The sequence below is a fragment of the Pseudomonas sp. D1HM genome (assembly GCF_019266105.1).
In the GTDB taxonomy this organism is placed as follows: Bacteria; Pseudomonadota; Gammaproteobacteria; order Pseudomonadales; family Pseudomonadaceae; genus Aquipseudomonas; species Aquipseudomonas taetrolens.
On the sequence record NZ_LRMN01000001.1, the window covers coordinates 83258 to 106919 of the forward strand.

Below are 23662 nucleotides of genomic sequence, written 5' to 3' on the forward strand. Positions count from 1 at the left end.
TCACCCTTACACCACGAAGGTCACGGCCAGCGGCAAGAATACCGCGGTGCCCACGCCCATCAAACTCATCGCCAGCGCTGCAAAAGCGCCGCATTCTTCACCTTCTTGCAAAGCCACCGAGGTGCCTACCGCGTGGGCCGTCATGCCCAACGCCATGCCGCGGGCTTCAGGGCTGTGCACCCCCAGCAGCCGCAACAGACCGGGGCCGGCGATCGCACCAATGACCCCGGTGATCAAAACAAAGACCGCCGCCAGCGCCGCTACGCCGCCTATTTGCTCTGCAACCAGCATCGCAATCGGCGAGGTCACGGATTTAGGGGCCAGCGTCATCAACATCATGTGTTCGGCGCCAAACCAATAACCAAGGATCACCACCAGCGCTGTCGCCAGCACGCCACCTATCACCAGCGTAGTGAAGATAGGCCAGAACAACTGACGAATTCGCCGCAGATTAAGGTAGAGCGGTACCGCCAGTGCAACGGTCGCAGGCCCGAGCAGGATACTGAGGATCTCGGTGCTTTTGCGGTACTCGCTGTAACTCAGCCCGCAGCTGACCAGCACGCCGATCACCAGCAGCATGGAGGCCAGCACCGGCTGCAGAAAGATCCAGCGGGTTTTCTCGTAGGCCGCCAACACCAGTTGATAAGCGCCCAGGGTAATGCCGATGCCAAACAGCGGATGATGGATAACCGCCTCCCAGGCGCCTTGCCATTCAAGGTTCATGGCTGGTCCCCGGAATGGCTGTGACGCTTGAGCAAGCGCTGCATCAGCACCCCGATAAACGCCATCGAGATCAACAGCGACAACACCAGAGCCCCGGCCAGCGCCCAAAAGTCGGCTGCGATATCGCTGGCGTACACCATCACCCCGACGGCAGGCGGCACCAGCAGCAAAGGCAAATAACGCAGCATGCTGCTGGCTGCCTGACTCAAGGGTTCGCCGACCTGACCCCGCAGCATCAAAAACACCAGCAGCAGCAATAGCCCAATGATGGGGCCGGGCAGCACGGGGACGAACAGATGATTGATGGCGGTGCCCACTAATTGAAACAGCACCAGCCAGGTCAGGCCGCGTAACAACATCTCAGCTCTCCTGCGATTTTATTTTTGCGTTGCATTATAAGCACGTCACACACCCCGCCGGCATCGCCAAACCTCTAGACCGGGCCACGGCCCTGAACACGCCGCCAGAATATATGCCGATGTTTCATCTGGCCCTATAGACAGCCCACATTGCTGCGGCATACTCGGCAGCCTAACTATCCGGATCCCGTTATGCGCCCACTTGTTCCTCTCGCTTTGATTCTGCTGTTGACGGCCTGTGGTGAGGGCGAGTCGCGATTGCCGCCTGACGCACGGCTGCCCGATGGCGGCCGTTATCGGGGCGAATTGGTCAACGGGTTGCTGCAAGGACAGGGGCGGATCGACTACCCGAACGGCAGTTGGTACGCCGGTTCTTTCGATAAAGGCGTCTGGCACGGCCAAGGTGAATGGCACGGCAGTAATGGCGAGGTCTATCGCGGTCAGTTCGAACAGGGCCTGTTTCATGGTCAGGGTAGTCTGACCACCGCCAACAGCCTCTATGTCGGCGACTTCAAGCGCGGTCGCCGCGAAGGCGAAGGTACGCTCAAAGAGGGCGGCATGAGTTATCGCGGAGCGTTCAAGGACGATCAATACTCCGGCTCCGGTCACCTCGAGATGGAAGACGGCAGCCAGTATCAGGGCCAGTTTGCCCACGGCAAGCCCAATGGCGAAGGTAAACGCAGCGATGCCAGCGGTAATGAGTTCACAGGGCAATTTGTCGACGGTCAGCTGGAGGGTCATGGCACCTTTAACAGCGCCGAAGGCGATGAATACCAGGGCGCATTCAAGCACAGCCAACTGAACGGCCAGGGCCGCTATGAAAGCGTTGACGGCGATGTCTGGATCGGTGAGTTCAAGGATGGCGCCCTGACCGGCAAGGGTGAACTGATCGGCGCTGACGGCAGTCACTATCGCGGCATGTTCCATGAATGGCGCTTCAACGGCCCGGGCCAACTGACGCTGGCTGATGGCAGTACTTATGTCGGCGATTTTGCCGCTGATACCTATCATGGCCGAGGCACCCTGACCTTGAGCGACGGTACCGTCGAGAGCGGTTATTGGCTCAATGGCCAACGGGTACGCGATGACCGGGGCAATCTACTGTCCGATCCTTTGGAACTGGGGCTGCTCAAGCAGGGCAAACTGCTGGATGACGCACTCGAGGCGCTCACGCCCTCAACCCCGGCCATTGAACTGTATAGCCTGGTGCTCGCGGGCGACGGCAAGCAGAGCGTATTCATGCGCGAAGCCGACTATGTGAGCGCTATGCTCGCCAGCCGTTTCTCCAGCCATGGGCAGATCAGCCTGGTCAATCATCGCGACCATTTGCCGGATCGACCGATGGCCACTCGCGAGAACCTGTTCCGCGCAGCAAAGAAACTGGCTGAACGAACCGGCCCTGAAGACCTGGTCTTTATCTACCTGACCAGTCACGGCAGTGAAGATCACCAACTGGTGCTGGAGCAGCCTCGCCTGGAGCTGTCCGATCTGCCGGCCGATGAGCTGGCTGCGGCCTTGGCGCCCCTGAAAAACCGCGACAAGATCATTGTCATTTCAGCCTGTTATTCGGGCGGGTTCATTCCTGCCCTTAAAGACGAAAGAACCCTGATCATGACCGCCTCACGCGCAGACCGCGTGTCCTTCGGCTGCTCGGAAGAAGCCGACTTCACCTATTTCGGCAATGCGCTGTTCGCCCAGGCCTTGAACCAGACAGATGATCTGCAGCAAGCCTTCACGCTGGCCAAAAAGTATGTTGCCGAGCGGGAACTGAGCGATGATTACGAAGCCTCGGAACCGCAAATTTGGGCACCGAAAAAGGTGCTGGAGCATTGGCAGCGATTGCGCCAGCAACAAGCCATACGGGCATTGAATAAATCCGGTTGAACAGCAAGGAAGCCAAGAGTGACTAAGCTGAATGTATCAAGGGAGAACTAGCATGTACTTGACGCCTCAGCACATCCTGCTTGCAGGAGCGACTGGCCTTACCGGTGAGCACTTGCTTGACCGCCTGCTCAATGAGCCGACGATTACCCGCGTGCTTGCCCCTTCGCGCCGACCTTTGGCGGCGCACAAACGCCTGGAAAACCCGGTGGGCGATCCGGCTGTATTTTTGCCACAACTCAGCGGGAGGGTGGATATTGCCTTTTGCTGCCTGGGCACCACGATCAAACAAGCGGGCTCGCAAGAAGCCTTTCGTGCCGTCGACCATGACATGGTCGTGGCCTTTGCCAAGCGCGCACGGGAAATGGGCGCACGGCACCTGCTTGTGATCAGCGCGATCGGGGCCGATCCAAAATCGTCAGTGTTCTATAACCGCGTCAAAGGTGAGATGGAACAGTCGCTACGCGCCCAGGACTGGCCACAGCTGACGATCGCCCGCCCCTCGCTGCTGATCGGCGAACGCCTGGAACCGCGTCTGGCTGAGCAACTGGCTGCACCTTTATCCAAGCTGATACCCGGCAAATATCACGGTATCGAAGCCTGCCAGTTGGCCCGCGCCCTGTGGCGGCTGGCGCTGGAAGAGCAGGACGGTGTCCGCGTGATTGAATCGGATGAACTGCGCAAGCTGGGCAAGTAGCGGCAGACGCCCTCATCGGTAAACGCTCCCCTGCTCTGCCGGGGGGCGTTTTGACGAGCTAAGCGCGGTCGCTTTCAGCCTGATTTAAACCGCTACAGCCCACCAGTGGCCTGATACCCGACACCGAGCACGGTCAGCACCGACAACGGCAGCAACAGCGTGTCGAGCAGCGCACTGGCCGGCAGATCCAGGCCCGGGTAAGCAGGCGCAGATACACCAAAGCGATCCATCGCACAGCATCCACCCTGCAGCGCATACCAGTCCAGACGCGCTCCGGAATACACCACCGGGGCACCGGGTTTGGCGGCGTCCAGCGTGCGAACGCTGGCACAGCCACCGACGTGCAAGAGCATCAACAACACCAGCAGCGTCTTACTCATCACCGCCCAGATGATGCTCGCCCCAACGCGGGAGCATGTCTTGCGGGATGTTCAATTGATTGAGGATCCGCGCGACCACGAAGTCCACCAGGTCATCAATGGTCTGCGGCTGATGATAGAACCCGGGCGATGCAGGCAAGATCACCGCGCCCATGTTCGACAGCTTGAGCATGTTTTCGAGATGAATGCTGGAGTACGGCGCCTCGCGGGGCACCAGGATCAGTTGGCGGCGCTCCTTGAGGGCCACGTCCGCGGCCCGCTCCACCAGGTTGTTGCAGGCGCCCGTGGCAATCGCGGACAAGGTTCCGGTGGAGCATGGCACCACTACCATTGCCGCCGGCGCGCCCGAGCCAGAGGCCACCGGCGACATCCAGTCTTCTTTGCCATACACGCGAATTTGCCCTGCGGCAGCCCCGGTGTATTCCGTCAGGAACGTCTGCATGGCCAATGGCTTGGGCGGCAACCTGACGTCTGTTTCAGTAGCCATGACCAATTGCGCGGCCTTGGAGATCAGGAAGTACACCTCACGGTCTTCGCGCACCAGGCAATCAAGCAGGCGCAGTGCGTATTGCATGCCTGAAGCGCCAGTCACCGCCAGGGTGATACGTTCCGGGCCGTTCATTGCAGAGCTTCCGCCAACTTGACGTGCAGGCCGCCGAAACCGCCATTGCTCATGATCACCACATGGGTGCCCGGCCTGGCATGGGCCTTGACCTCGGCAATGATGGACTCCAACGAGTCGCATACCTGGGTCGGCACCGGGCTCGAAGCCACGGTTCCCGCCAGGTCCCAGCCCAGGTTGGCCGGTGCGTACCACACCACGTGATCCGCCTGGATAACACTCTGCGGCAGGCCATCACGGTGCGCGCCCAGCTTCATGGAGTTGGAGCGCGGCTCGATGACGGCAATCAGTTGCGCATCACCAATTCGTTTGCGCAGCCCGTCCAGGGTGGTGGCGATGGCGGTCGGGTGGTGCGCAAAGTCGTCATAGAGGGTAATACCGTGCACTTCGGCGACTTTTTCCATGCGTCGCTTCACACTTTTGAACACGTTAAGGCCGGCAATCCCCAGGCTGGCAACTACGCCCACATGACGCGCGGCAGCCAGGGTCGCCAAGGCGTTGGCAACGTTATGCTGGCCGGTCATGTCCCATTCGACAGTTCCTTGCAGCACACCCTCAAACAGCACCTCAAACCGCGAACCGTCTTCGCTGAGCAAGCGGGCTTGCCACTGGCCATCCGCGCCCGTGGTCTGCACCGGTGTCCAGCAGCCCATTTCGATCACTCGCTGCAAGGCCGGCTCGGTGGTCGGGTGAATCACCAGGCCCTCGCTCGGAATGGTGCGCACCAGGTGGTGGAATTGCCGCTCGATCGCCGGCAGATCCGGGAAGATGTCGGCATGATCAAACTCAAGGTTATTGAGGATCGCAGTGCGCGGACGGTAATGGACAAATTTCGAGCGTTTGTCGAAGAAGGCGCTGTCGTATTCATCGGCCTCAACAACGAAGAACGGGGTATCCCCCAAACGGGCCGAGACCGCGAAGTTTTGCGGAACACCGCCAATCAGGAAGCCCGGGGCCATGCCCGCATGCTCCAGGACCCACGCCAGCATGCTGCTGGTGGTGGTTTTGCCGTGGGTACCGGCCACCGCCAGCACCCAACGGCCCTGCAGCACGTGGTCGGCCAGCCATTGCGGACCGGACACGTAGGGCAGGCCTTTGTTCAGCACATACTCCACCGCCGGATTGCCACGCGACAGGGCGTTGCCTATCACCACCAGATCCGGCGCAGGATCAAGCTGGGACGGCTCGTAACCCTGGGTCAACTCAATACCTTGAGCTTGCAGCTGAGTGCTCATTGGCGGGTAGACGTTAGCGTCAGAACCCGTGACGTGATGGCCCAGTTCTTTGGCCAACACCGCCAGCGAACCCATGAAAGTGCCGCAAATACCAAGAATATGAATGTGCATAGTCGACCTCGTAAATCATCGGCGAAGGGTAGCGTAGGAGGCAGCGTTTCGCACCTGATGATTATCGCCTCGGCTATAGCAGACCATGCGGGAGCAGGTTTGTTTGCGACGGCGGGAAAATGTCGCAGCAACGGCTCAAGGCTACGACATTGGCATCCTCTTCTTTATGGACTGCGGGTTATGCGCGCTGGCGTTCGATCCCGTGCTTGCGCAACTTGCGGTACAGGGTATTACGGCTCACACCCAACTGCTGCGCGGTGTGCGTCATGTGCCAGCGGTGCTGCTCCAGAGCCATGAGCAGGGCGATTTTCTCGGCATCTTCCAGCGGATGCCCGGAAGCCTCGCAGAGCTCGCAAGCCTCAGGCGCTCGGGAAGGCTGCTGACGAATAGCGGGCGGCAACTCATCAAACTCAATGACCCCGCTGTCACACAGCGCCGCCAATGTGCGCAGCACATTTCGCAATTGACGGACGTTGCCTGGCCACGCGAAATCCAGCAGCGCCTGACGCGCCGGGCGACTGATAACCAGAGCCTCCTGCCCCGCTTCTTCGGCCAGCAAAAAATCCAGTAATTGCGATTTGTCGCTGCGATCACGCAAGGCAGGCAGGCCGATTTCCAGCCCGTTGAGCCGATAGTACAAATCTTCACGGAAGCTACCGTCTGCCACGCGCTCCTGCAGATTGCGGTGGGTCGCGCTGATAATGCGCACGTTGACCGCTTGCGGGTCACCGCCAATGGGCACCACCAGGCGATCTTCCAGCACCCTTAACAGTCGGGTTTGCAATGCCAGTGGCATGTCGCCGATTTCGTCCAGAAACAGGGTGCCGCCATCGGCCTGCTGCAACTTGCCCTGCATCCCCTCCTTGCGGGCCCCTGTGAAACTGCCGCCGCGATAACCGAACAGCTCACTCTCGATCAGGCTCTCGGGGATTGCCGCACAATTGAGCGCCACAAAAGGCTTGGCAGAACGCTGACTGGCCTGATGCACGGCCTTGGCGAAGGCTTCTTTGCCTGAGCCGGTTTCACCGTTGATCAACAGCGCGACGTCCCGCTCAAATACCCGCAGCGCTCGGCGAAAGTCGGTTTGCAACGCTTGGTCGCCGAGGCAGATGTTACTTACGCGTACCGGGACGGGGGCGCAGACCGGAGCCGGTTCAACCTGCACCGCTACCGGGCCGGGGCCCCGGCGACGCTGGCCGCGCAATGCCGCAAACAGCCGGCGCCCTTCACGACTGCGTAACGGCCAGCTGGTGCTGGCGTGTTCGCTGGCCCGTGAGAACAGCTCATCACGGGTGCAGTCGAACACACTGTCGACGGTTTGCCCGAGCAAGCCGGCGCGCACCCTGCCCAACAGGTTCAAGGCGCTTTGGTTCACCGCGCAAATCACCCCGTCGCCATCAAACGCCAGCATGCCTTCACTGAACAGTCCGACGGAATCGGCCTGCAAATGGAAGCGCAGCAGCCATTGGTGCTCAAAATGATGCAGGAAGTAGCTGCTTTCAATGATTTTGGCCGAGAGGTTTACCAGGGCCATGGTGTGGAACTGGCTCTGACGCGAAGCCTCGTGTCGGGCAGAAGACACGTCCAGCACCGCCAGCAGCTCGCCCTGGGGATCGAACACCGGGCTCGCGGAACACGTCAGCCCGGTGTGCCGGCCTCGAAAGTGTTCGTCCTGATAAATCGTCAGCGCCTGACGTTCCACCAGGCACGTACCAATGCCATTGGTGCCTTCACGGGCTTCACTCCAGTCAGCGCCCAGCCACAGGCCGGCCTGCTCGAACACCTTGCGCTCGCTGGGGGCGGTGACACAGTTGAGGATCACCCCGCGGGCATCGGTCAGCAACACCGCATGCCCGGCCCCGGAAAGCTGTTGATGCAGGCTGTTCATTTCATGCCCGGCAATCTGTAACACCTGCTGCAAGCGCTCGCGGCCTTCCAGAATGCGGCCGTGCTCAAGCACCGTAGGCGCAAGGGTCTGCGCTGGATCAAGGTGGTAATCCTCAAGGCAGCGTTGCCATGAGCGAACGATAGACGGATCGCTTCCGGGGCCTCGGCCCTGAAGACCGCCCCGGGTGACGTCGATGACTTGCCGGGCATGCCGGCTCAAATCGGTACTGTGCATTTTTATTGTTCTCCGCTCTGTCACGGCGGTCATGGGCTCGGCAGAGGGGAAGCACACCCTCTGCTGCAGGCCAAACCTGCGGCGACAGAGATCCAGTCCAAACCGAATGCTCAGCATCCTCTTGCCCCCGGGTCATTGCAATCCCGAACTGACTCACCGGTCATCGGCTGTGGCATTTTCGGTACAAATTGTCACACCGCCCGTATCAGTGCTGCGACACCGCCCCTTTCCGTCATTTGCCTGAAAACCGGCAAAGCCCCGGCTGGCAAGGGTTTGAGCAATCTGGCCCAGCCTTTGCTCTGGCTTGTACCAACGCCCTAGCGCGTCCTCCCCATAAGCACAATAAAGCCAGGAGACACTCACCATGCGTTACGCACAACCCGGTACTGAAGGCTCGATCGTCTCGTTCAAGAGCCGTTACGGTAACTACATCGGCGGCGAATTCGTGGCGCCCGTCAAAGGCCAGTACTTCACTAACACCTCCCCGGTAAACGGCAAAGCCATTGCCGAATTCCCGCGTTCAACGGCGGAAGACATCGACAAAGCCCTCGATGCTGCCCACGCGGCCGCTGATGCCTGGGGCGCGACCTCCGTCCAGGCGCGCTCTCTGGTCCTGCTGAAAATCGCTGACCGTATCGAACAGAACCTCGAACTGCTGGCTGTCACCGAAACCTGGGACAACGGCAAAGCCGTGCGCGAAACCCTGAACGCAGACGTACCGCTGGCGGCGGACCATTTCCGTTACTACGCCGGCTGCATCCGCGCTCAAGAAGGCAGCGCTGCGGAAATTGACGGCAACACCGTGGCCTACCACATCCACGAACCCCTGGGCGTGGTCGGGCAAATCATTCCGTGGAACTTCCCGCTGCTGATGGCCGCCTGGAAACTTGCGCCTGCGCTCGCCGCCGGTAACTGCGTGGTGCTCAAACCTGCCGAGCAGACCCCGTTGAGCATCACCCTGCTGATGGAACTGATCGGCGACCTGCTGCCGCCGGGCGTGTTGAACGTCGTACAAGGCTTTGGCAAAGAAGCCGGTGAAGCCCTGGCCACCAGCAAGCGCATTGCCAAAATCGCCTTCACGGGTTCGACGCCTGTGGGTTCGCACATCATGAAATGTGCAGCGGAAAACATCATCCCGTCGACGGTTGAACTGGGCGGCAAGTCGCCGAACATCTTCTTCGCCGACATCATGCAAGCCGAGCCGGCCTTTATTGAGAAGGCCGCTGAAGGCCTGGTACTGGCGTTCTTCAACCAGGGCGAAGTCTGCACCTGCCCGTCACGGGCGCTGGTACAAGAGTCGATCTACGACGACTTCATGAAAGTGGTCATGCGCAAAGTCGAAGCGATCAAACGCGGCGACCCGCTGGACACCGACACCATGGTCGGCGCCCAAGCCTCTGAGCAGCAGTTCGACAAAATCCTGTCCTACCTTGAAATTGCCAAGAATGAAGGCGCAGAACTGCTGACCGGCGGCGCTGTGGCCAAACTCGAAGGCGATCTGGCAACCGGCTATTACATCCAGCCGACCCTGCTCAAGGGCACCAACAAGATGCGCGTGTTCCAGGAAGAAATCTTTGGCCCGGTGGTGAGCATCACCACCTTCAAGGACGAAGCCGAAGCCCTGGCAATTGCCAACGACACCGAGTTTGGCCTCGGCGCCGGTCTGTGGACCCGCGACATCAACCGCGCCTACCGCATGGGCCGGGCCATCAAGGCCGGTCGTGTGTGGACCAACTGCTACCACCTCTACCCGGCACACGCCGCGTTCGGTGGCTACAAAAAGTCCGGTGTCGGCCGTGAAACCCACAAGATGATGCTCGATCACTATCAGCAGACCAAAAACCTGCTGGTGAGCTACGACATCAACCCGCTGGGCTTCTTCTAATAGCAACCCTCCTTCTGCAGGCGCCGGGTTTTGCTCGCGATTGAATCAATGCGGTCTCACTAAAGACCGCGCTGCCAGCATCGCGATGCAAGCTCGGCGCCTACAGACGGAGTTGGCCTTTCTCTTGCTTCACACCCTGTCAAATTTTCCAAACTATAAAGAACAGGTGAACTTACATGCCTAGCGAACCCACTGCCGCTCCAGCGGCATCCTCGGTCGACTTTGAAAAAGTTGGCTCCGAATATTTTCAACAACGCGAACTGAAAAAAGGCGCTGCCGGCTGGGTCCTGCTGGTGGGCCTGGGCGTTGCCTACGTGATTTCCGGCGACTACGCCGGTTGGAACTTTGGCCTGGCGCAAGGTGGCTGGGGCGGTATGTTCATCGCCACATTGCTGATGGCAACCATGTACTTGTGCATGTGCTTCTCGCTGGCCGAACTGTCTTCGATGATTCCCACCGCCGGCGGCGGTTATGGCTTTGCCCGCAGCGCTTTCGGGCCCTGGGGCGGGTTCTTGACCGGCACCGCGATCCTGATTGAATACGCCATTGCGCCCGCCGCGATTGCGGTATTTATCGGGGCCTATTGCGAGTCTCTGTTCGGTATTGGTGGCTGGATGATCTATCTGGCGTTCTACATCATCTTTATCGGCATCCATATTTTTGGTGTCGGCGAAGCGCTCAAGCTGATGTTTATCATCACCGCCGTTGCCGCCATCGCCCTGGGCGTGTTTCTGGTCTCGATGGTGCCGCATTTCAGCGTCGCCAACCTGCTGGACATCCCGGTCACCGAGGCCAAGGGTGCCAGCGCGTTCTTGCCATTCGGCTATGTCGGGGTATGGGCCGCGATCCCTTATGCGATCTGGTTTTTCCTGGCGGTCGAAGGCGTGCCACTGGCCGCAGAAGAAACCAAAAACCCCAAGCGTGACCTGCCTCGCGGCCTGATTGGCGCCATGCTGGTGCTCGTCACCTTTGCCCTGCTGATTCTGGTGATCGGCCCGGGCGGTGCAGGCGCGCATCATTTGATGGCCTCCGGCAACCCGCTGGTCGAAGCATTGAGCAAGGCTTATGGCGGCTCGACCTGGATGGGCAGCTTCGTCAATCTGGTAGGGCTGGCCGGCCTGATCGCCAGTTTCTTCTCGATCATTTACGCCTACTCGCGTCAGATCTTCGCCTTGTCCCGCGCAGGGTATCTGCCACGCAAACTGTCCGAAACCAACAAGAGCAAAGCACCGGTACTGGCGCTGATCATCCCAGGCATCATCGGCTTCGGGCTGTCGCTGACCGGCCAAGGTGACTTGTTGATTCTGGTGGCCGTGTTTGGCGCGACGATTTCCTACGTGCTGATGATGGCGGCGCACATCACCCTGCGCATCCGTCGCCCCAAAATGGAGCGCCCGTATCGCACACCGGGCGGTATTTTCACTTCAGGCATCGCATTGGTGCTGGCTTGCGTCGCGGTCGTCGCCGGCTTCCTGGTTGACCCGCGCGTGGTGATTGGCGCAGCCGTGATCTATGGCGTATTGATTGCCTACTTTGCGTTCTACAGCCGGCATCATTTGGTGGCAGGTACCCCGGAAGAGGAATTTGCAGCCATTCAACAAGCCGAGAAGGCTTTGCATTAATCGCTGAGGAACACGCCAGACGCACAGCGTCTGGCGTTATGGAGCACCCCTGTATGGCAACGTTTTCTCATGCGGTTGGCACCCAGACTTACCGCTTCGACAGCCTCAAAGACCTCATGGCCAAAGCCAGCCCGGCCCGCTCCGGGGACTTTCTGGCCGGCGTGGCTGCACTCAACGACGGCGAGCGTGTCGCGGCACAAATGGCCCTGGCCAACCTGCCACTGACGCATTTCCTGCAAGAAGCGCTGATTCCCTACGAATCCGATGAGGTCACCCGGCTGATTATCGACAGCCATGACCCGCTCGCGTTTACCCCCGTCAGTCACCTGACCGTCGGCGGTTTTCGTGACTGGCTGCTCAGCGACGCCGCTGATGAGCACAGCCTGCGTGCCCTGGCTCCCGGACTGACGCCCGAAATGGCCGCCGCCGTGTCGAAGATCATGCGGGTGCAAGACCTGGTGCTGGTCGCGCAGAAGATCCGCGTGGTCACACAGTTTCGCGGCACCATGGGCCTGCGCGGGCGACTTTCAACCCGGCTACAACCCAATCACCCGACGGACGATCCGGCCGGGATCGCCGCAAGCATTCTCGACGGGCTGTTGTACGGCAACGGCGACGCCATGATCGGCATCAACCCGGCCACCGACAGCATTGCCTCGATCTGCGACCTGCTGAACATGCTCGACGCGATCATCCAGCGCTATGAAATCCCGACCCAATCCTGCGTGCTGACCCACGTGACCACCTCGATCGAGGCGATCAATCGCGGAGTGCCACTGGATCTGGTGTTTCAATCCATTGCTGGCACCGAGGCCGCCAACGCCAGCTTCGGCATCAACCTGAATGTGCTGCAAGAAGGCTATGAAGCCGGCTTGAGCCTCAATCGCGGCACGTTGGGCAACAACCTGATGTACTTCGAGACGGGCCAGGGCAGCGCACTGTCAGCCAACGCGCATTTCGGCGTGGATCAGCAAACCTGCGAAACCCGGGCCTATGCCGTGGCGCGGCATTTCAAACCGTTTTTGGTGAACACCGTGGTCGGCTTTATCGGCCCCGAGTACCTGTACAACGGCAAGCAGATCATCCGCGCAGGCCTGGAGGATCACTTTTGCGGCAAGCTGCTGGGCGTGCCGATGGGCTGCGACATCTGCTACACCAACCATGCCGAGGCTGACCAGGACGACATGGACACCCTGCTGACGCTGCTGGGCGTGGCCGGGATCAACTTCATCATGGGCATTCCGGGTTCGGATGACATCATGCTCAACTACCAGACCACTTCGTTCCATGATGCGCTGTATGCGCGCAAGACCCTGGGCCTCAAGCCCGCCCCTGAATTTGAGCAATGGCTGAGCAAGGTCGGCATTTTCACCCAATCCGATGGCAAGATTGAGTTCGGCCATCAACTGCCGCCGGCGTTTCGCCAGGCGCTGGCTCACCTGGGAGGACGCTAGACATGGCCAACACTCCGACGGACAGCCTTAACCCCTGGCTGGAACTGCGGCGCCTGACTCCGGCGCGCATTGCCCTGGGACGTACCGGCACCAGCCTGCCAACCCAGGCCCAGCTGGATTTTCAATTTGCCCACGCCCAGGCCCGGGATGCCGTGCACTTGCCGTTCGATCACGCGGGGCTCAGTACGCAGCTTGCCGAGCGTGACCGCGAAAGCCTGCTGTTGCACAGCGCGGCTCCCGACCGTAACAGTTATCTGCAACGCCCGGACCTGGGCCGCAAGCTGCAGGACGACTCGGCGCAACAGCTGCGCGACTATGCACTGGCCCATCCTGGCGGCGTCGATGTGGCCATCGTGGTAGCCGATGGTTTATCGGCGCTGGCCGTTCATCGCCATACCCTGCCTTTTTTAGCCCGAATGGAAGAGCACACCGCCACCGAGGGCTGGTCGCTGTCGCCTGTGATTCTGGTGGAGCAAGGCCGGGTCGCGGTGGCCGATGAGATTGGAGAACTGCTCGGGGCCCGAATGGTGGTGATGCTGATCGGCGAGCGCCCGGGCCTCAGCTCGCCCGACAGCCTGGGCGTGTATTTCACCTATGGCCCCAAGGTGGGCCTGACCGATGCCTATCGCAATTGCATCTCTAACGTGCGGCTCGAGGGCCTGAGCTATGGCATGGCCGCTCATCGGCTGGCGTATCTGATGCGCGAAGCCTGCCGCCGGCAATTGTCGGGCGTTAACCTGAAAGATGAGGCTCAGGTGCAAACCCTGGAAGTAGACACACCCCGAGAGAACTTCTTGCTCAAGGGTCAATAAGCACCAGGCTGTTCACCGTTGCTGAGTGCCACTCATCGCCTGAGTGGTGCTCAGCAAGGGCTCTCCCCCGGATCAATACACGCTTCGCTACAAACTCTGGCAGCAGAGTTTGCATCAATCCGTATAATCTTCTTCGTTCAAAATGTACGAAAAAACCACACCAGTTGTAGTTCAATACTTCTTCTCCCCGCACAGACCTGCTGAGCCGGGTCATCAACACAGGTGCTTTAGATGGATTTCAACCCGCTAGACCTTATCCTGCACCTCGATGTGTACCTCGATTTGCTGGTGAACAATTATGGGCCGTGGGTCTACGCCATCCTGTTTCTGGTGATCTTCTGTGAAACCGGCCTGGTGGTGATGCCGTTCTTGCCGGGCGATTCGTTACTCTTTATTGCCGGCGCTGTCGCCGCAGGTGGAGGCCTGGACCCCGTCCTGCTCGCAGGTTTGCTGATGCTGGCCGCCATTCTGGGTGACAGCACCAACTACGTTATTGGACGAACGGCCGGAGAGCGGCTGTTCAACAATCCGAACTCGAAAATTTTCCGCCGTGACTACCTGGAAAAAACCCACGACTTCTACGAACGTCATGGCGGTAAAACGGTGACCATGGCGCGTTTCCTGCCGATCTTCCGGACTTTCGCCCCCTTTGTAGCGGGCGTGGCGCGCATGTTCTACCCGCGCTTCTTTATGTTCAGCGTGATCGGTACGATCCTGTGGGTAGGCGGCCTGGTAACCCTGGGTTACTTCTTCGGCAATGTGCCCTTTATCAAGAAGAACCTGTCGCTGCTGGTTCTCGCCATTATCGTGTTGTCGCTGGTCCCCATGATTATTGGCCTGATCCGCAGCCGTATGGGACGAGCCCCTTCCAAAGCCTGACGGGGACCCCCCTGCATGTGGTCTCTGAGTGAGTGGCGGCGCCAGCGAATTCTGGCGCAACACCCGGTCGCACCCGACGTGTGGCACGAGGTGCGCCAGCACCTGAGTATTCTCGACGGGCTGGATGACGAGCAGGACAACTGGTTGCGCGACAGCAGCGTGTTGTTCCTGCAAGACAAGCACCTGACGCCCATGCCCGGCGTCGAACTCACCGAGACCGGCCGGCTGCTGCTGGCCGCGCAGGCACAACTGCCGCTGCTGAATCTGGGCGACCTGAACTGGTATCAGGGTTTTCATGAAATCGTGCTCTACCCCGATGATTTCATCAGCCCGCAACGCCATCGCGATGCCAGTGGCGTCGAGCACGAGTGGCAAGGCACCCACAGCGGCGAGGCCTGGCAGCAAGGGCCGGTGGTTCTGGCCTGGCCCGGCGTGCTGTCCAGTGGTGGCTGGGATGGTTACAACCTGGTCATTCATGAGTTGGCGCACAAACTCGATATGCTCAACGGTGCCGCCAATGGCATGCCGCCGTTGCACAGCAGCATGAAGGTGAGCGACTGGACCCAGGCCATGCAGCAGGCCTACGATCAGCTCAACCACTTCCTCGACCATCACCCTGATGGCCAAGCGCCCATCGACCCGTATGCGGCCGAGGACCCTGCCGAATTTTTCGCGGTCACCAGCGAGTACTTCTTCAGCGCACCCGACCTGCTCAATCACGCATACCCGCAGGTTTATCAACAGCTCAGCCTGTTTTATCGCCAGGATCCACTCACTCGCCTGCAAAAGCTTCAGAGCGAACACCCCGAATACCGGGCAGAGCACTGATCGGCCAAGCGTGACGTCGTTGCAGGAATACGCCTATAATCGCCGCCACTTTTTGGCCAAACCGGCCAAGTAAACTGGCCTATACACGGGGGCACCGCCCAATGAGCTACAGCAAGATTCCGGCTGGCAAAGACCTGCCGAATGACATCTACGTCGCCATCGAGATTCCGGCTAACCACGCGCCGATCAAATATGAAATCGACAAAGACAGCGATTGCCTGTTCGTTGACCGCTTCATGGCTACCCCGATGTTCTACCCAGCCAACTACGGTTTCATCCCGAACACCCTGGCTGACGACGGTGATCCCCTCGACGTGCTGGTTGTAACCCCTTACCCGGTTGCTCCAGGCTCGGTTATCCGTGCGCGCCCGGTTGGCATTCTGCACATGACTGACGACGGCGGCGGCGATGCCAAAGTAGTAGCAGTGCCTCACGACAAGCTGTCCCAGCTGTACGTTGACGTGAAAGAGTACACCGACCTGCCACCTCTGCTGATCCAGCAGATCCAGCACTTCTTCGAGAACTACAAAGATCTCGAAAAAGGCAAATGGGTGAAGATCGACGGTTGGGGCGACGCCGAAGCTGCCCGCACCGAGATCATGAAGTCGGTTGCTGCCTACAAAGGCTAAGTGCTGAACGGCAGGCTCTCGATGCTTGCTCTTCTCACACAAAAACCTCGGTTCGCCGAGGTTTTTTTATGCCTGAGAAAAATACTCGGGCCATGCCAGCACGCCCGCCATAGACCGATGACATTGCGTAGGAAGCGTCTCGATACACATAGGATTTATCCTGTTCCGGTGTATTTCTTTGAACACCTGGTTTATTTGAACCGCCACGGCTTCCCCGTAAACTCTGTGGGCATGAATACATCCGGTGATCGCCTACGAACGCTCCTTAGAGAGTGTCATCTATCCGCTTCGGACTTCGCAGCCAATCGCCGCGTGACGCCGCAGCACGTCAATAACTGGTTCAAGCGGGGCATTCCAATGGCTCGCATGGAAGAAATCGCAGAGCTGTTGTGCGTCAACAGCCGGTGGTTGCGCACCGGGTACGGTGTCAAACACCCAAGAACCCCGATCATCAGCGAAACGCCACTTCAATATGGACCCGTTCCCTGTGAACCGGCGGCGCTCAACCTTCAGCCAATCACCGTCCAGCACACGGGCATGACCGATGTCGACGTACCGTTCTACAACGAAGTCCTCGACCCCTGTGGCACAGGTAAAACCAGAGTTCAGGAAATCCCTGACTGCCGGGTACGGCTCAACTACCCTATCTTGCGCGCTATGGATGTCAGCCCCGCCCAGGCCATCTGCGCGCCGATGATCGGCAACAGCATGGCGCACAGAATCCAGAGCGGCTCCACCGTCGCCATCGACCGCAGCCTGACCCAAATCGTCGACGGCGAAATCTACGCCCTCGAACAAGACGGCATGCTGCGCATCAAATACGTCTATCGCCTGCCCAACAACGGCCTGCGCCTGCGCTGCCACAACCACGAGGAATACCCCGATGAACTGTTCAGCGCAGCACAAATAGAGGAGCAATCGATCTTCATATTAGGCTGGGTATTCTGGTGGTCCACCCTGAACACCCCTCGTCCCACCACGGCCTACCCACTTGAAACTGAAGCCCGAACAGCGCAGCAGACAGCGCAAGCACCGGTTTTTGCTGGGAAACCTGAAAAAATCCCAGTATGATCCACCCCGCACTAAAGCATCCCCCTCGCACCACGCAGGCCGGATCGCACGGCAACGCAGCAAAACGCTGCCACGCCCCACACCCAGACGCCACGCGCTGGATGTCCACATTGCAGGCAGGTACGGTTTACCAAAAATAAACCAAACCCGCCCACGAGAAGCCGGCCACAAGCCGGCTTTTTAATGCCTGTTGAAAAGCTACCTCCCAGCCTTTGATCCCCTGGCACACCCGCTCGCGAATCCGGTTAGCGTGCGGTGGTCTGTCGATATTTATGCGTGCCCGGGTTTGCGGGGGCGCCACTGCATGAGGCGTTGGCGCCAGTTTGGCGCGCGGCTGGCGGCTTTGAGCAGTTGTTCTACGGTGATGGTGCGCTTGGCCGGGTCTAGGGCCAGGGCTGTTCGCAAGGCGGGCCAGAGGTGGGGCGGCAGGTTTTGGGGAGGTTTGAGGAGGGACGGGTTGTGTTGGGCGCGGGCTTCGGTCGCCAGCATCCGGTTGTAGGGGTGTTTGCCGCTCGCCAGTTCATAAAGCAGGCAGCCAAGTGCGTACACGTCGGCCGCGCGGGTCAAGGGTTGGCCTTCGAGGATCTCGGCCGCGGCGTAGCCGGGGGTCCAGGCGTTGAGGCGACTGCGGCTGACCGGGGCCAGTCCTTCCAGGGTGCTCGTTTCTGCCTGCCCCAGCCCGAAGTCGAACAACCGGACGCCATCGTCGCTGAGCAGGACGTTGCTCGGTTTGATGTCGCCGTGCAATACACCGCGTCCGTGGGCATGGGCCATCGCATCGAGCAAGGGCAAGGCGATGTCTCGCCATTGCGGCCAGGGTAAACCCAGAGGGTGCTCGCAGAGCAGCCGGTCGAGGGTTGGCCCGCGCAGGAGCTCCATGACCAGGTACACACGCTGGTGCACGGTATCGACGTTGAAACTGTACATGCGCAACACATTGGGGTGACGCAGGTGCCGGATCAGGGCGAACTCATTGAACAGCAGTGCTCCGGCGTCCGGCGACGGGGTGAAGGCTTCGCTGAGCAATTTCAGGGCGATGTACGGCTGCGGATCGCCAAACTGTTCCTGCAGCAGGTCGCGGGCCCGGTACACTGTGCCCATTCCCCCGGCCCCCAACAAACGCTCGATCCGGTAGCGCCCACCCAGCACATCGGGGAGCTCACCGGGCCCGGCCGGCGTCGGGGCCACGGCACAAGGCGCCGGCGTGGACACTTCAAGACCGGTCATTGGCGGATCACTACCGCGCTCAAATTGTCACGAGCCGCCCCGCTCAACACGCCGTCGAACAAGCGCGCGAGCGCCACCCGGGGCGAAACCAGACTCAGGGCATTGCCTAACTCGCTAGGCGTCAGATCCTGATACAGCCCATCGCTGCACAGCAAAAATACATCGCCGGGCTGCGCCTCCAACTCCAGTACACCCAGACTCAAATGCTCGCTGGCGCCCAAGGCCCGGGTCAACGCCCGCGCCCCGGGCAGAGCAAGGGCCTGCTCGCCGCTCATCTGCTGTTCATCCATGAGTTGCTGTTGTCGCGAGTGATCCCGCGACAACTGGTACAGCCGTTGTCCGCGCCACAGATAACAGCGGCTGTCGCCGGCCCAGACACAGGCCGCACGGCTGCCCTCGAGCAGCAACGCCACCACGGTGCTGCCCATGATGGTGTCGGCATGCTCTGCACTGAGGGTCAACTCCTGGCCCAGCCGGCGGTTGAGCCAATGCAAGCACCGCCGCACCGACTTGAGTCGCTCGTCAAAGCTCTGCGGTTGCGTCAGCTCCGCCAGGCTGGCAACCACCCACTGACTGGCGATGTCGCCAGCCCGGTGACCGCCCATACCATCCGCCACCGCCCAGAGCCCGCGCTCGGGACAATCGAGAACGGCATCCTCGTTGCGGCCCCGGACCTTGCCCGGATCGGTAGCGGCGGCGCTGCGCCATTGAGGCGTGAACGCCATTACAGTTGCCCGGGCAGACGAAAGCTGCGCAGCACACTCATGTCAAACGGGTTCGGCGTACGTTGGCTCATCAACAGATAATTGGCCCTCAACCCTCCGACTTCTGCTTTCAGCACCATCACATCGCGGCCGCTGAGGTAGTCGACCTGCATCAGGTCCAGCACCCGAAACAACGACCAGGGGCCAGTGCTTTTCTCGATGCCGACCGGGCGCCCCACGGCCTTCTCCAGCACCAGACTGGTACGACCGTTGTCGGCCTCAGTCGGCCACTGCAAAGTCACCGGCACAATCGGACCATGGCGATACTCGAGGGTCTGGTTGCCAAATCGGAACTCTGCCCGGCGTACGCTGGAGTCCAGATTGTAAGGTTCAAGTGTGAAGTCCACTTGCGGCGCGGCCGGGTTTTGCGCAAAGAAGCTCTGGCGGATGACCTGCGCCGCGGCCATTTGCTCAAAGTACACCCGGGACATGGGCAGCCCCTGCCCTTCAAGGGTGCGCAGCCGATAATTGGCCGCATCGCCGCTGACGAAAGGCTTCATGTAGGTTTCAAAGAAACGCTCGCTGATGCCCTGGGCACGAAAGAACTCGCGGAAGTCATTCAAGGCCACGTCGCTGCTGCTGTGGGCACTGAAGGGATAACGCTTTTGGATCGCCCGCTCGTAGAAGCTGTACAGCTCGCGCTGATACCGCTGATTGATGAACTGGTAGGCATCGTTGAGCACCAATCCCCAGGTGTCTTGTGCGACGCCGTTGAACCAGCCGTTGAGCGGGCCCGGCAAGCGCTGCGCGGTCTGACGCAAATTGCTCAAGGCGTCGCGCTGGCCTCCCATGCGGGATTTGGCCAGATCGAAGGCCGCCTGATCCGAAGCACTGGCCCGCGCCAGGCTGGCCAATTGCAGCTGAACCTCATTGAGCCCTTGCAGCGCCGGGAGCAGGCTTGCCGCCGGGCCGTTGTTCTCGTCAAGCAAACGGTGCAAGGGCTCGAACCGCCGTTGCAGGGCCTTTTTTGCGGTATCAGGCAAACGTGGCGTCACGCTCGCCGAGGTGTTCGCCACCGCCGCGCTCACACCGTTAGCCACGGCTGCCAATTGTTGACCTGCTTTTCCATCAACCGTCGGCAGTGCCTCCAGGTCATCGGCCAGGCTTGGAAAACGGGTGTTTTCGCGAATCTGAAGCAGCAACTGCACGATGGGTGAATTGGCCGAAGTCAAACCCGCAAGCTGCTCCGCACCTTCGCGGGCATCACTGAAGGGATGCAAGGACAACTGGCCGATCGCCTCGCTCCAGTGCGTGGCGTAATCTCGAAAGTACAGTTGCTCAAGTTCAACCATCAGCTTGCGCAGGTCCATGCCGCTGATGCTGCTGCCCTCCCCCAGCACCCAGTTATCACGCAGGATATCGCTGACCAGCGTCGCACCCTTGACCGAAAAGTACTGCTGGTAGCCTTGCTGGGTGTAGAACCCCGGAATGGTGTAACCCGCACCGTTCAACAAGCTGCCCTGCGGCCCCAGATGCCGATCGAAACTGTACGCTTCAAGCGAATGAGCCTGGTCACGCAGCATGCGATAAACCACCGTGGCCAGGGACTCGTTGCGCAACACCTGACGCGCCTGTGCCACCAGCGTATCGTTGAGTGAATACTTGAACCCGCGCTTCAACAACCGTTCGAAGTGCCGGTTCAGCGCCTCCTGGACCGCCGCGTTACCGGGGTAGCGCGCAGACCAATCGCTGGCCACCCAGGTCTTGAGCCACGCGTCATCACGACGCTCGGGCATGCCGAGCATCAGGTAGGCACGCACACTATTGAGCAGTCGCCCCCGGTCATTCAGGTTCGCACTGATCTGACGTTCCAGTTGCCGGGCCACCTTGGGCAATAACCGGGTTTCCAGCTCCCGCTCATAGGCCTGGTTGAGTACAGAATGGCTCGCCGTACCCTGATACAGGCCTGTGCGCTCGTACAACGCCACGTCTCCCGCCGCCGGAAACACCCGGGTTGCTGCGTAGTAGGTCTCGAGGAGGTCGAGGGTGGCCCGGGCATCGTCCTGCGGGCTGAGCAACGAACGCTGGGTGTCTGCGTGCTGCGCCAGCCCACGCAGGGTATCGAGCCGCTCATGGTTGGCCGAAAAGCTGCCGGTCCAGAGCAAACCCATCGCGCCCAGCGTCGCCAGGGCACCGGCATACATGGCGCGCTGCCCCCAATGAATGCGTCGGCGCTCACGCTTGTCCAGACTGGCCAACTGCGCTTCAGGGAAAATCACCCGGCTCAGCAGATGCCGAATGAAGTGCGAGCGGCCACTGTGCAGGGTCGGCAAGTCCTGGGTTTTCATGGGCGCGCCAGAGGCGATGTCTTGAGTGACCACCTGAGTCCGTTGCTTAAGGTGCGGAGCGCTGGTCAGGTAGAAACCGCGTAGCGGACTGGCGCGCTGGTAACGATTGCCGGTGAATGCCATGTCGACAAACAGGCACAGGCGCTCACCGATATTGCCCAACTGGTGAGGGAAATCGAGAATGCGGCCGCGGCGCTGGCTGTCTCGCTCCTGATGCATGCGGGTGATGACCTGGCTGTTGAGACGGCTCAGCAGCGCTTCGAACTCGGCACGCACCAATGACACATCGCTGCCGTTCTGTTCTTTGCCAAAACTCGCACCCAGCACCTGCTCGCTTTCTTCGCGGGTCAGGGAATCGAAGAACTCGGTAAAGCCCGGCAGCGTGTCGGCCTTGCTCAGCACCAGGTAAACCGGCACCTCGACATGCAACGTGGCGTGAACTTCCTGCAAACGCAGGCGCACCTCCTCGGCCAGTGACGACAACCGATCCTCGGCGTCACTGAACAGCAGGTCCACCGGCAAGGTCACCAGCACGCCATTCAGCGGCCGCTCGCGTCGGCGCTTGCGCAACAACCCCAGCAATGTGTTCCACGCGCTGGCATCGACATTGCCCGGGCCCTGGCTCAAGTAACGCCCCGCGGTGTCGATCAGTACACCGTGTTCGGCAAAGTACCAGTCGCAATGTTCTGTGCCACGGGTGTTGCGGGTGAGCTTGCGGTCTATCTTGTTCAGTGGAAAATCCAGACCCGAGAAATCCAGCAGGCTGGTTTTACCACTGGCCGGCGGCCCCATCAGCACGTACCAAGGCAACTCCTCACGCCAGCGTTCGCTGTGGCCGCGGTACACACTGGAGGTTTTCAGGGTACGCAATGCGTCCTTGAAACGAGCGCGCAGCTCTTTTTGCGAAGCATCGATCAGCTCATCCTGACGTTGACGCTCTTTGCTCACCTCGCTGTGCTCAACCGCTTTCTTGCGCACCCCGGCGCGCCAGCTGACGAAGACCATGCATAATCCCCAGGCCAGGCACAGCACGCTGATCGTCACCAGACGGGCACTGGCATCGGCCCAGAACTTAACGTCGTTGATGGCCAGCAACGGGCCGGCCCACCACACCAGCAGCACGATCGACAGCACCAGCAGCAGTGTCCACACCCAGGTCTGGCGCAGACATGAGCCAACCTTCTTCAAAATACTTTTCATCGCATATCCCTATTGCCGACAGTCGCCGAGTCCACTGCTTGATACGGCTGCAAGACCACTTCACGCTGCTCACCGAGCACCCAGGCAAACCCCGAAAACATCATCGCCAGGCAGCCCAGCGTGAAAGCCCCCAACATCCACCCCGGCACGCTGCGAACCAGAGTGCGACGCTGATGGCCCAGCCCTTGCCAGCGAGGCGACAGCTCGCGCGGTACATCCCCACGCAAGTGACGGATCTGCCGGAACAGCGCATCGCGAATCGCGTCGAGTTCGACCATGCCGCGGTCAACCACGCGGAACTTGCCCTCGAAACCCAATGACAGGCACAGGTACAACAGCTCAAGCAACGAGAGGTTGCGCACCGGATCGCGGCACAGTTGATCGAGCACACTGAAGACCTTTTCGCCGCCAAAGGTTTCGTTGTGATAGCGGCTCAGCAAACTGTTTTGCGACCAGTTGCTTTCGTCCCCCCAGCCAGCGGTGACCACCGCCTCGTCGACCACCGTGCACAGCACGTAGCGGGCTTTCATCATCTGGGTGCCATCAATGCCATTGCGCAGGGCCCGGGCTTCAAACACTTTCAATGAGTGCTCCAGCTGGGTGTTCAGTTCAGTCAGACTCTGAGGCGAGCGGCTGTGCTTGATTCGCACCACATGCGACAGCAACTCACTGGCGGCGGCGACCAGCGGGTTGACGCTGATGTTAAGCGTGGCCGCAGGCCTGACCCGGGCCGAATAAATCATTCGCGCTTCTAGCTGCTCGATTTTTGGCGGTGGCGCCACATCCGTCAGGGCATCGGTGTCGGGCGTATCGCCCGCCCGAGTGGCCAGCACGGTATTTTCATCAAAGACGGGGGTTATGTCCTTGCTCATG

18 protein-coding genes and 2 pseudogenes are annotated in these 23662 nt (G+C 60.3%); 10 read left to right on the top strand and 10 right to left on the bottom strand.

Annotated features, from left to right (window positions below; translation table 11 throughout):
* Positions 1-6: 6 nt before the first annotated feature.
* A complete protein-coding gene (locus tag AWM69_RS00355; RefSeq protein ID WP_218725529.1) occupies positions 7-723 on the bottom strand; it encodes an LrgB family protein in 717 nt (238 codons plus the stop codon).
* Positions 720-1082, bottom strand: a complete 363-nt coding sequence (locus AWM69_RS00360; RefSeq protein WP_218725530.1) for a CidA/LrgA family protein — start codon at positions 1080-1082, stop codon at positions 720-722. The genes AWM69_RS00355 and AWM69_RS00360 overlap by 4 nt, the downstream gene beginning before the upstream one ends.
* A gap of 192 nt (positions 1083-1274) precedes the next feature.
* Here AWM69_RS00360 and AWM69_RS00365 point away from each other — a divergent pair.
* Positions 1275-2992 (top strand): annotated as a pseudogene (locus tag AWM69_RS00365) (C13 family peptidase).
* A 26-nt stretch (positions 2993-3018) separates the two neighbouring features.
* On the top strand, positions 3019-3660 hold the full coding sequence (locus AWM69_RS00370; protein ID WP_048378370.1) for an oxidoreductase: 642 nt from the start codon (positions 3019-3021) through the stop codon (positions 3658-3660).
* A gap of 92 nt (positions 3661-3752) precedes the next feature.
* Here the strand turns inward: AWM69_RS00370 and AWM69_RS00375 are convergent, their stop codons facing one another.
* The 4 genes from AWM69_RS00375 to AWM69_RS00390 form a co-directional block, all read right to left on the bottom strand.
* Entirely contained in the window at positions 3753-4040 is a 288-nt protein-coding gene (locus tag AWM69_RS00375; RefSeq protein WP_218725532.1) for a YceK/YidQ family lipoprotein, read from the bottom strand.
* Complete coding sequence (gene ubiX, locus AWM69_RS00380; protein ID WP_218725533.1) at positions 4033-4662, bottom strand: flavin prenyltransferase UbiX; 630 nt, start codon at positions 4660-4662, stop codon at positions 4033-4035. Before ubiX ends, AWM69_RS00375 begins: the two co-directional genes overlap by 8 nt.
* A complete protein-coding gene (gene mpl / locus AWM69_RS00385; protein WP_131652076.1) occupies positions 4659-6008 on the bottom strand; it encodes a UDP-N-acetylmuramate:L-alanyl-gamma-D-glutamyl-meso-diaminopimelate ligase in 1350 nt (449 codons plus the stop codon). The genes ubiX and mpl overlap by 4 nt, the downstream gene beginning before the upstream one ends.
* Before the next feature lie 178 nt (positions 6009-6186).
* Entirely contained in the window at positions 6187-8130 is a 1944-nt protein-coding gene (locus tag AWM69_RS00390; RefSeq protein ID WP_218725534.1) for a sigma-54-dependent Fis family transcriptional regulator, read from the bottom strand.
* A gap of 364 nt (positions 8131-8494) precedes the next feature.
* Here AWM69_RS00390 and AWM69_RS00395 point away from each other — a divergent pair, with 364 nt between their 5' ends.
* The 8 genes and pseudogenes from AWM69_RS00395 to AWM69_RS00430 form a co-directional block, all read left to right on the top strand.
* Positions 8495-10015, top strand: coding sequence for an aldehyde dehydrogenase family protein (locus AWM69_RS00395; protein WP_131652074.1), 1521 nt, complete (start codon positions 8495-8497; stop codon positions 10013-10015).
* Positions 10016-10191: 176 nt separating this feature from the next.
* Positions 10192-11637, top strand: coding sequence for an ethanolamine permease (eat, locus tag AWM69_RS00400; RefSeq protein ID WP_048378375.1), 1446 nt, complete (start codon positions 10192-10194; stop codon positions 11635-11637).
* Between the two features lie 53 nt (positions 11638-11690).
* Complete coding sequence (locus tag AWM69_RS00405) at positions 11691-13091, top strand: ethanolamine ammonia-lyase subunit EutB (RefSeq protein WP_218725535.1); 1401 nt, start codon at positions 11691-11693, stop codon at positions 13089-13091.
* Between the two features lie 2 nt (positions 13092-13093).
* Positions 13094-13903 carry an ethanolamine ammonia-lyase subunit EutC gene (gene eutC / locus AWM69_RS00410; protein WP_218725536.1) on the top strand — a complete coding sequence of 270 codons (810 nt, stop codon included), beginning with the start codon at positions 13094-13096 and terminating at the stop codon, positions 13901-13903.
* A 231-nt stretch (positions 13904-14134) separates the two neighbouring features.
* Positions 14135-14782 (top strand): DedA family protein, encoded by a 648-nt coding sequence (locus AWM69_RS00415; RefSeq protein ID WP_131652071.1) that lies wholly within the window; start codon positions 14135-14137, stop codon positions 14780-14782.
* Between the two features lie 15 nt (positions 14783-14797).
* On the top strand, positions 14798-15610 hold the full coding sequence (locus AWM69_RS00420) for a zinc-dependent peptidase (RefSeq protein WP_218725537.1): 813 nt from the start codon (positions 14798-14800) through the stop codon (positions 15608-15610).
* 101 nt (positions 15611-15711) lie between these two features.
* Positions 15712-16239 carry an inorganic diphosphatase gene (gene ppa / locus AWM69_RS00425; protein WP_131652069.1) on the top strand — a complete coding sequence of 176 codons (528 nt, stop codon included), beginning with the start codon at positions 15712-15714 and terminating at the stop codon, positions 16237-16239.
* A 231-nt stretch (positions 16240-16470) separates the two neighbouring features.
* Positions 16471-17211, top strand: a pseudogene (locus AWM69_RS00430) (helix-turn-helix transcriptional regulator); the annotation flags it as partial.
* Positions 17212-17580: 369 nt separating this feature from the next.
* Here the strand turns inward: AWM69_RS00430 and AWM69_RS00435 are convergent.
* From AWM69_RS00435 to icmH, 4 genes are read right to left on the bottom strand one after another with little or no spacing between them, the layout of a single operon-like run.
* Positions 17581-18537 (bottom strand): serine/threonine-protein kinase, encoded by a 957-nt coding sequence (locus tag AWM69_RS00435; RefSeq protein WP_218725538.1) that lies wholly within the window; start codon positions 18535-18537, stop codon positions 17581-17583.
* Positions 18534-19262, bottom strand: a complete 729-nt coding sequence (locus AWM69_RS00440; RefSeq protein WP_218725539.1) for a PP2C family serine/threonine-protein phosphatase — start codon at positions 19260-19262, stop codon at positions 18534-18536. The genes AWM69_RS00435 and AWM69_RS00440 overlap by 4 nt, the downstream gene beginning before the upstream one ends.
* On the bottom strand, positions 19262-22789 hold the full coding sequence (tssM, locus tag AWM69_RS00445) for a type VI secretion system membrane subunit TssM (RefSeq protein ID WP_218725540.1): 3528 nt from the start codon (positions 22787-22789) through the stop codon (positions 19262-19264). The genes AWM69_RS00440 and tssM overlap by 1 nt, the downstream gene beginning before the upstream one ends.
* Positions 22786-23661 (bottom strand): type IVB secretion system protein IcmH/DotU, encoded by an 876-nt coding sequence (gene icmH / locus AWM69_RS00450; protein WP_131655166.1) that lies wholly within the window; start codon positions 23659-23661, stop codon positions 22786-22788. Before icmH ends, tssM begins: the two co-directional genes overlap by 4 nt.
* Position 23662 lies beyond the last annotated feature (1 nt).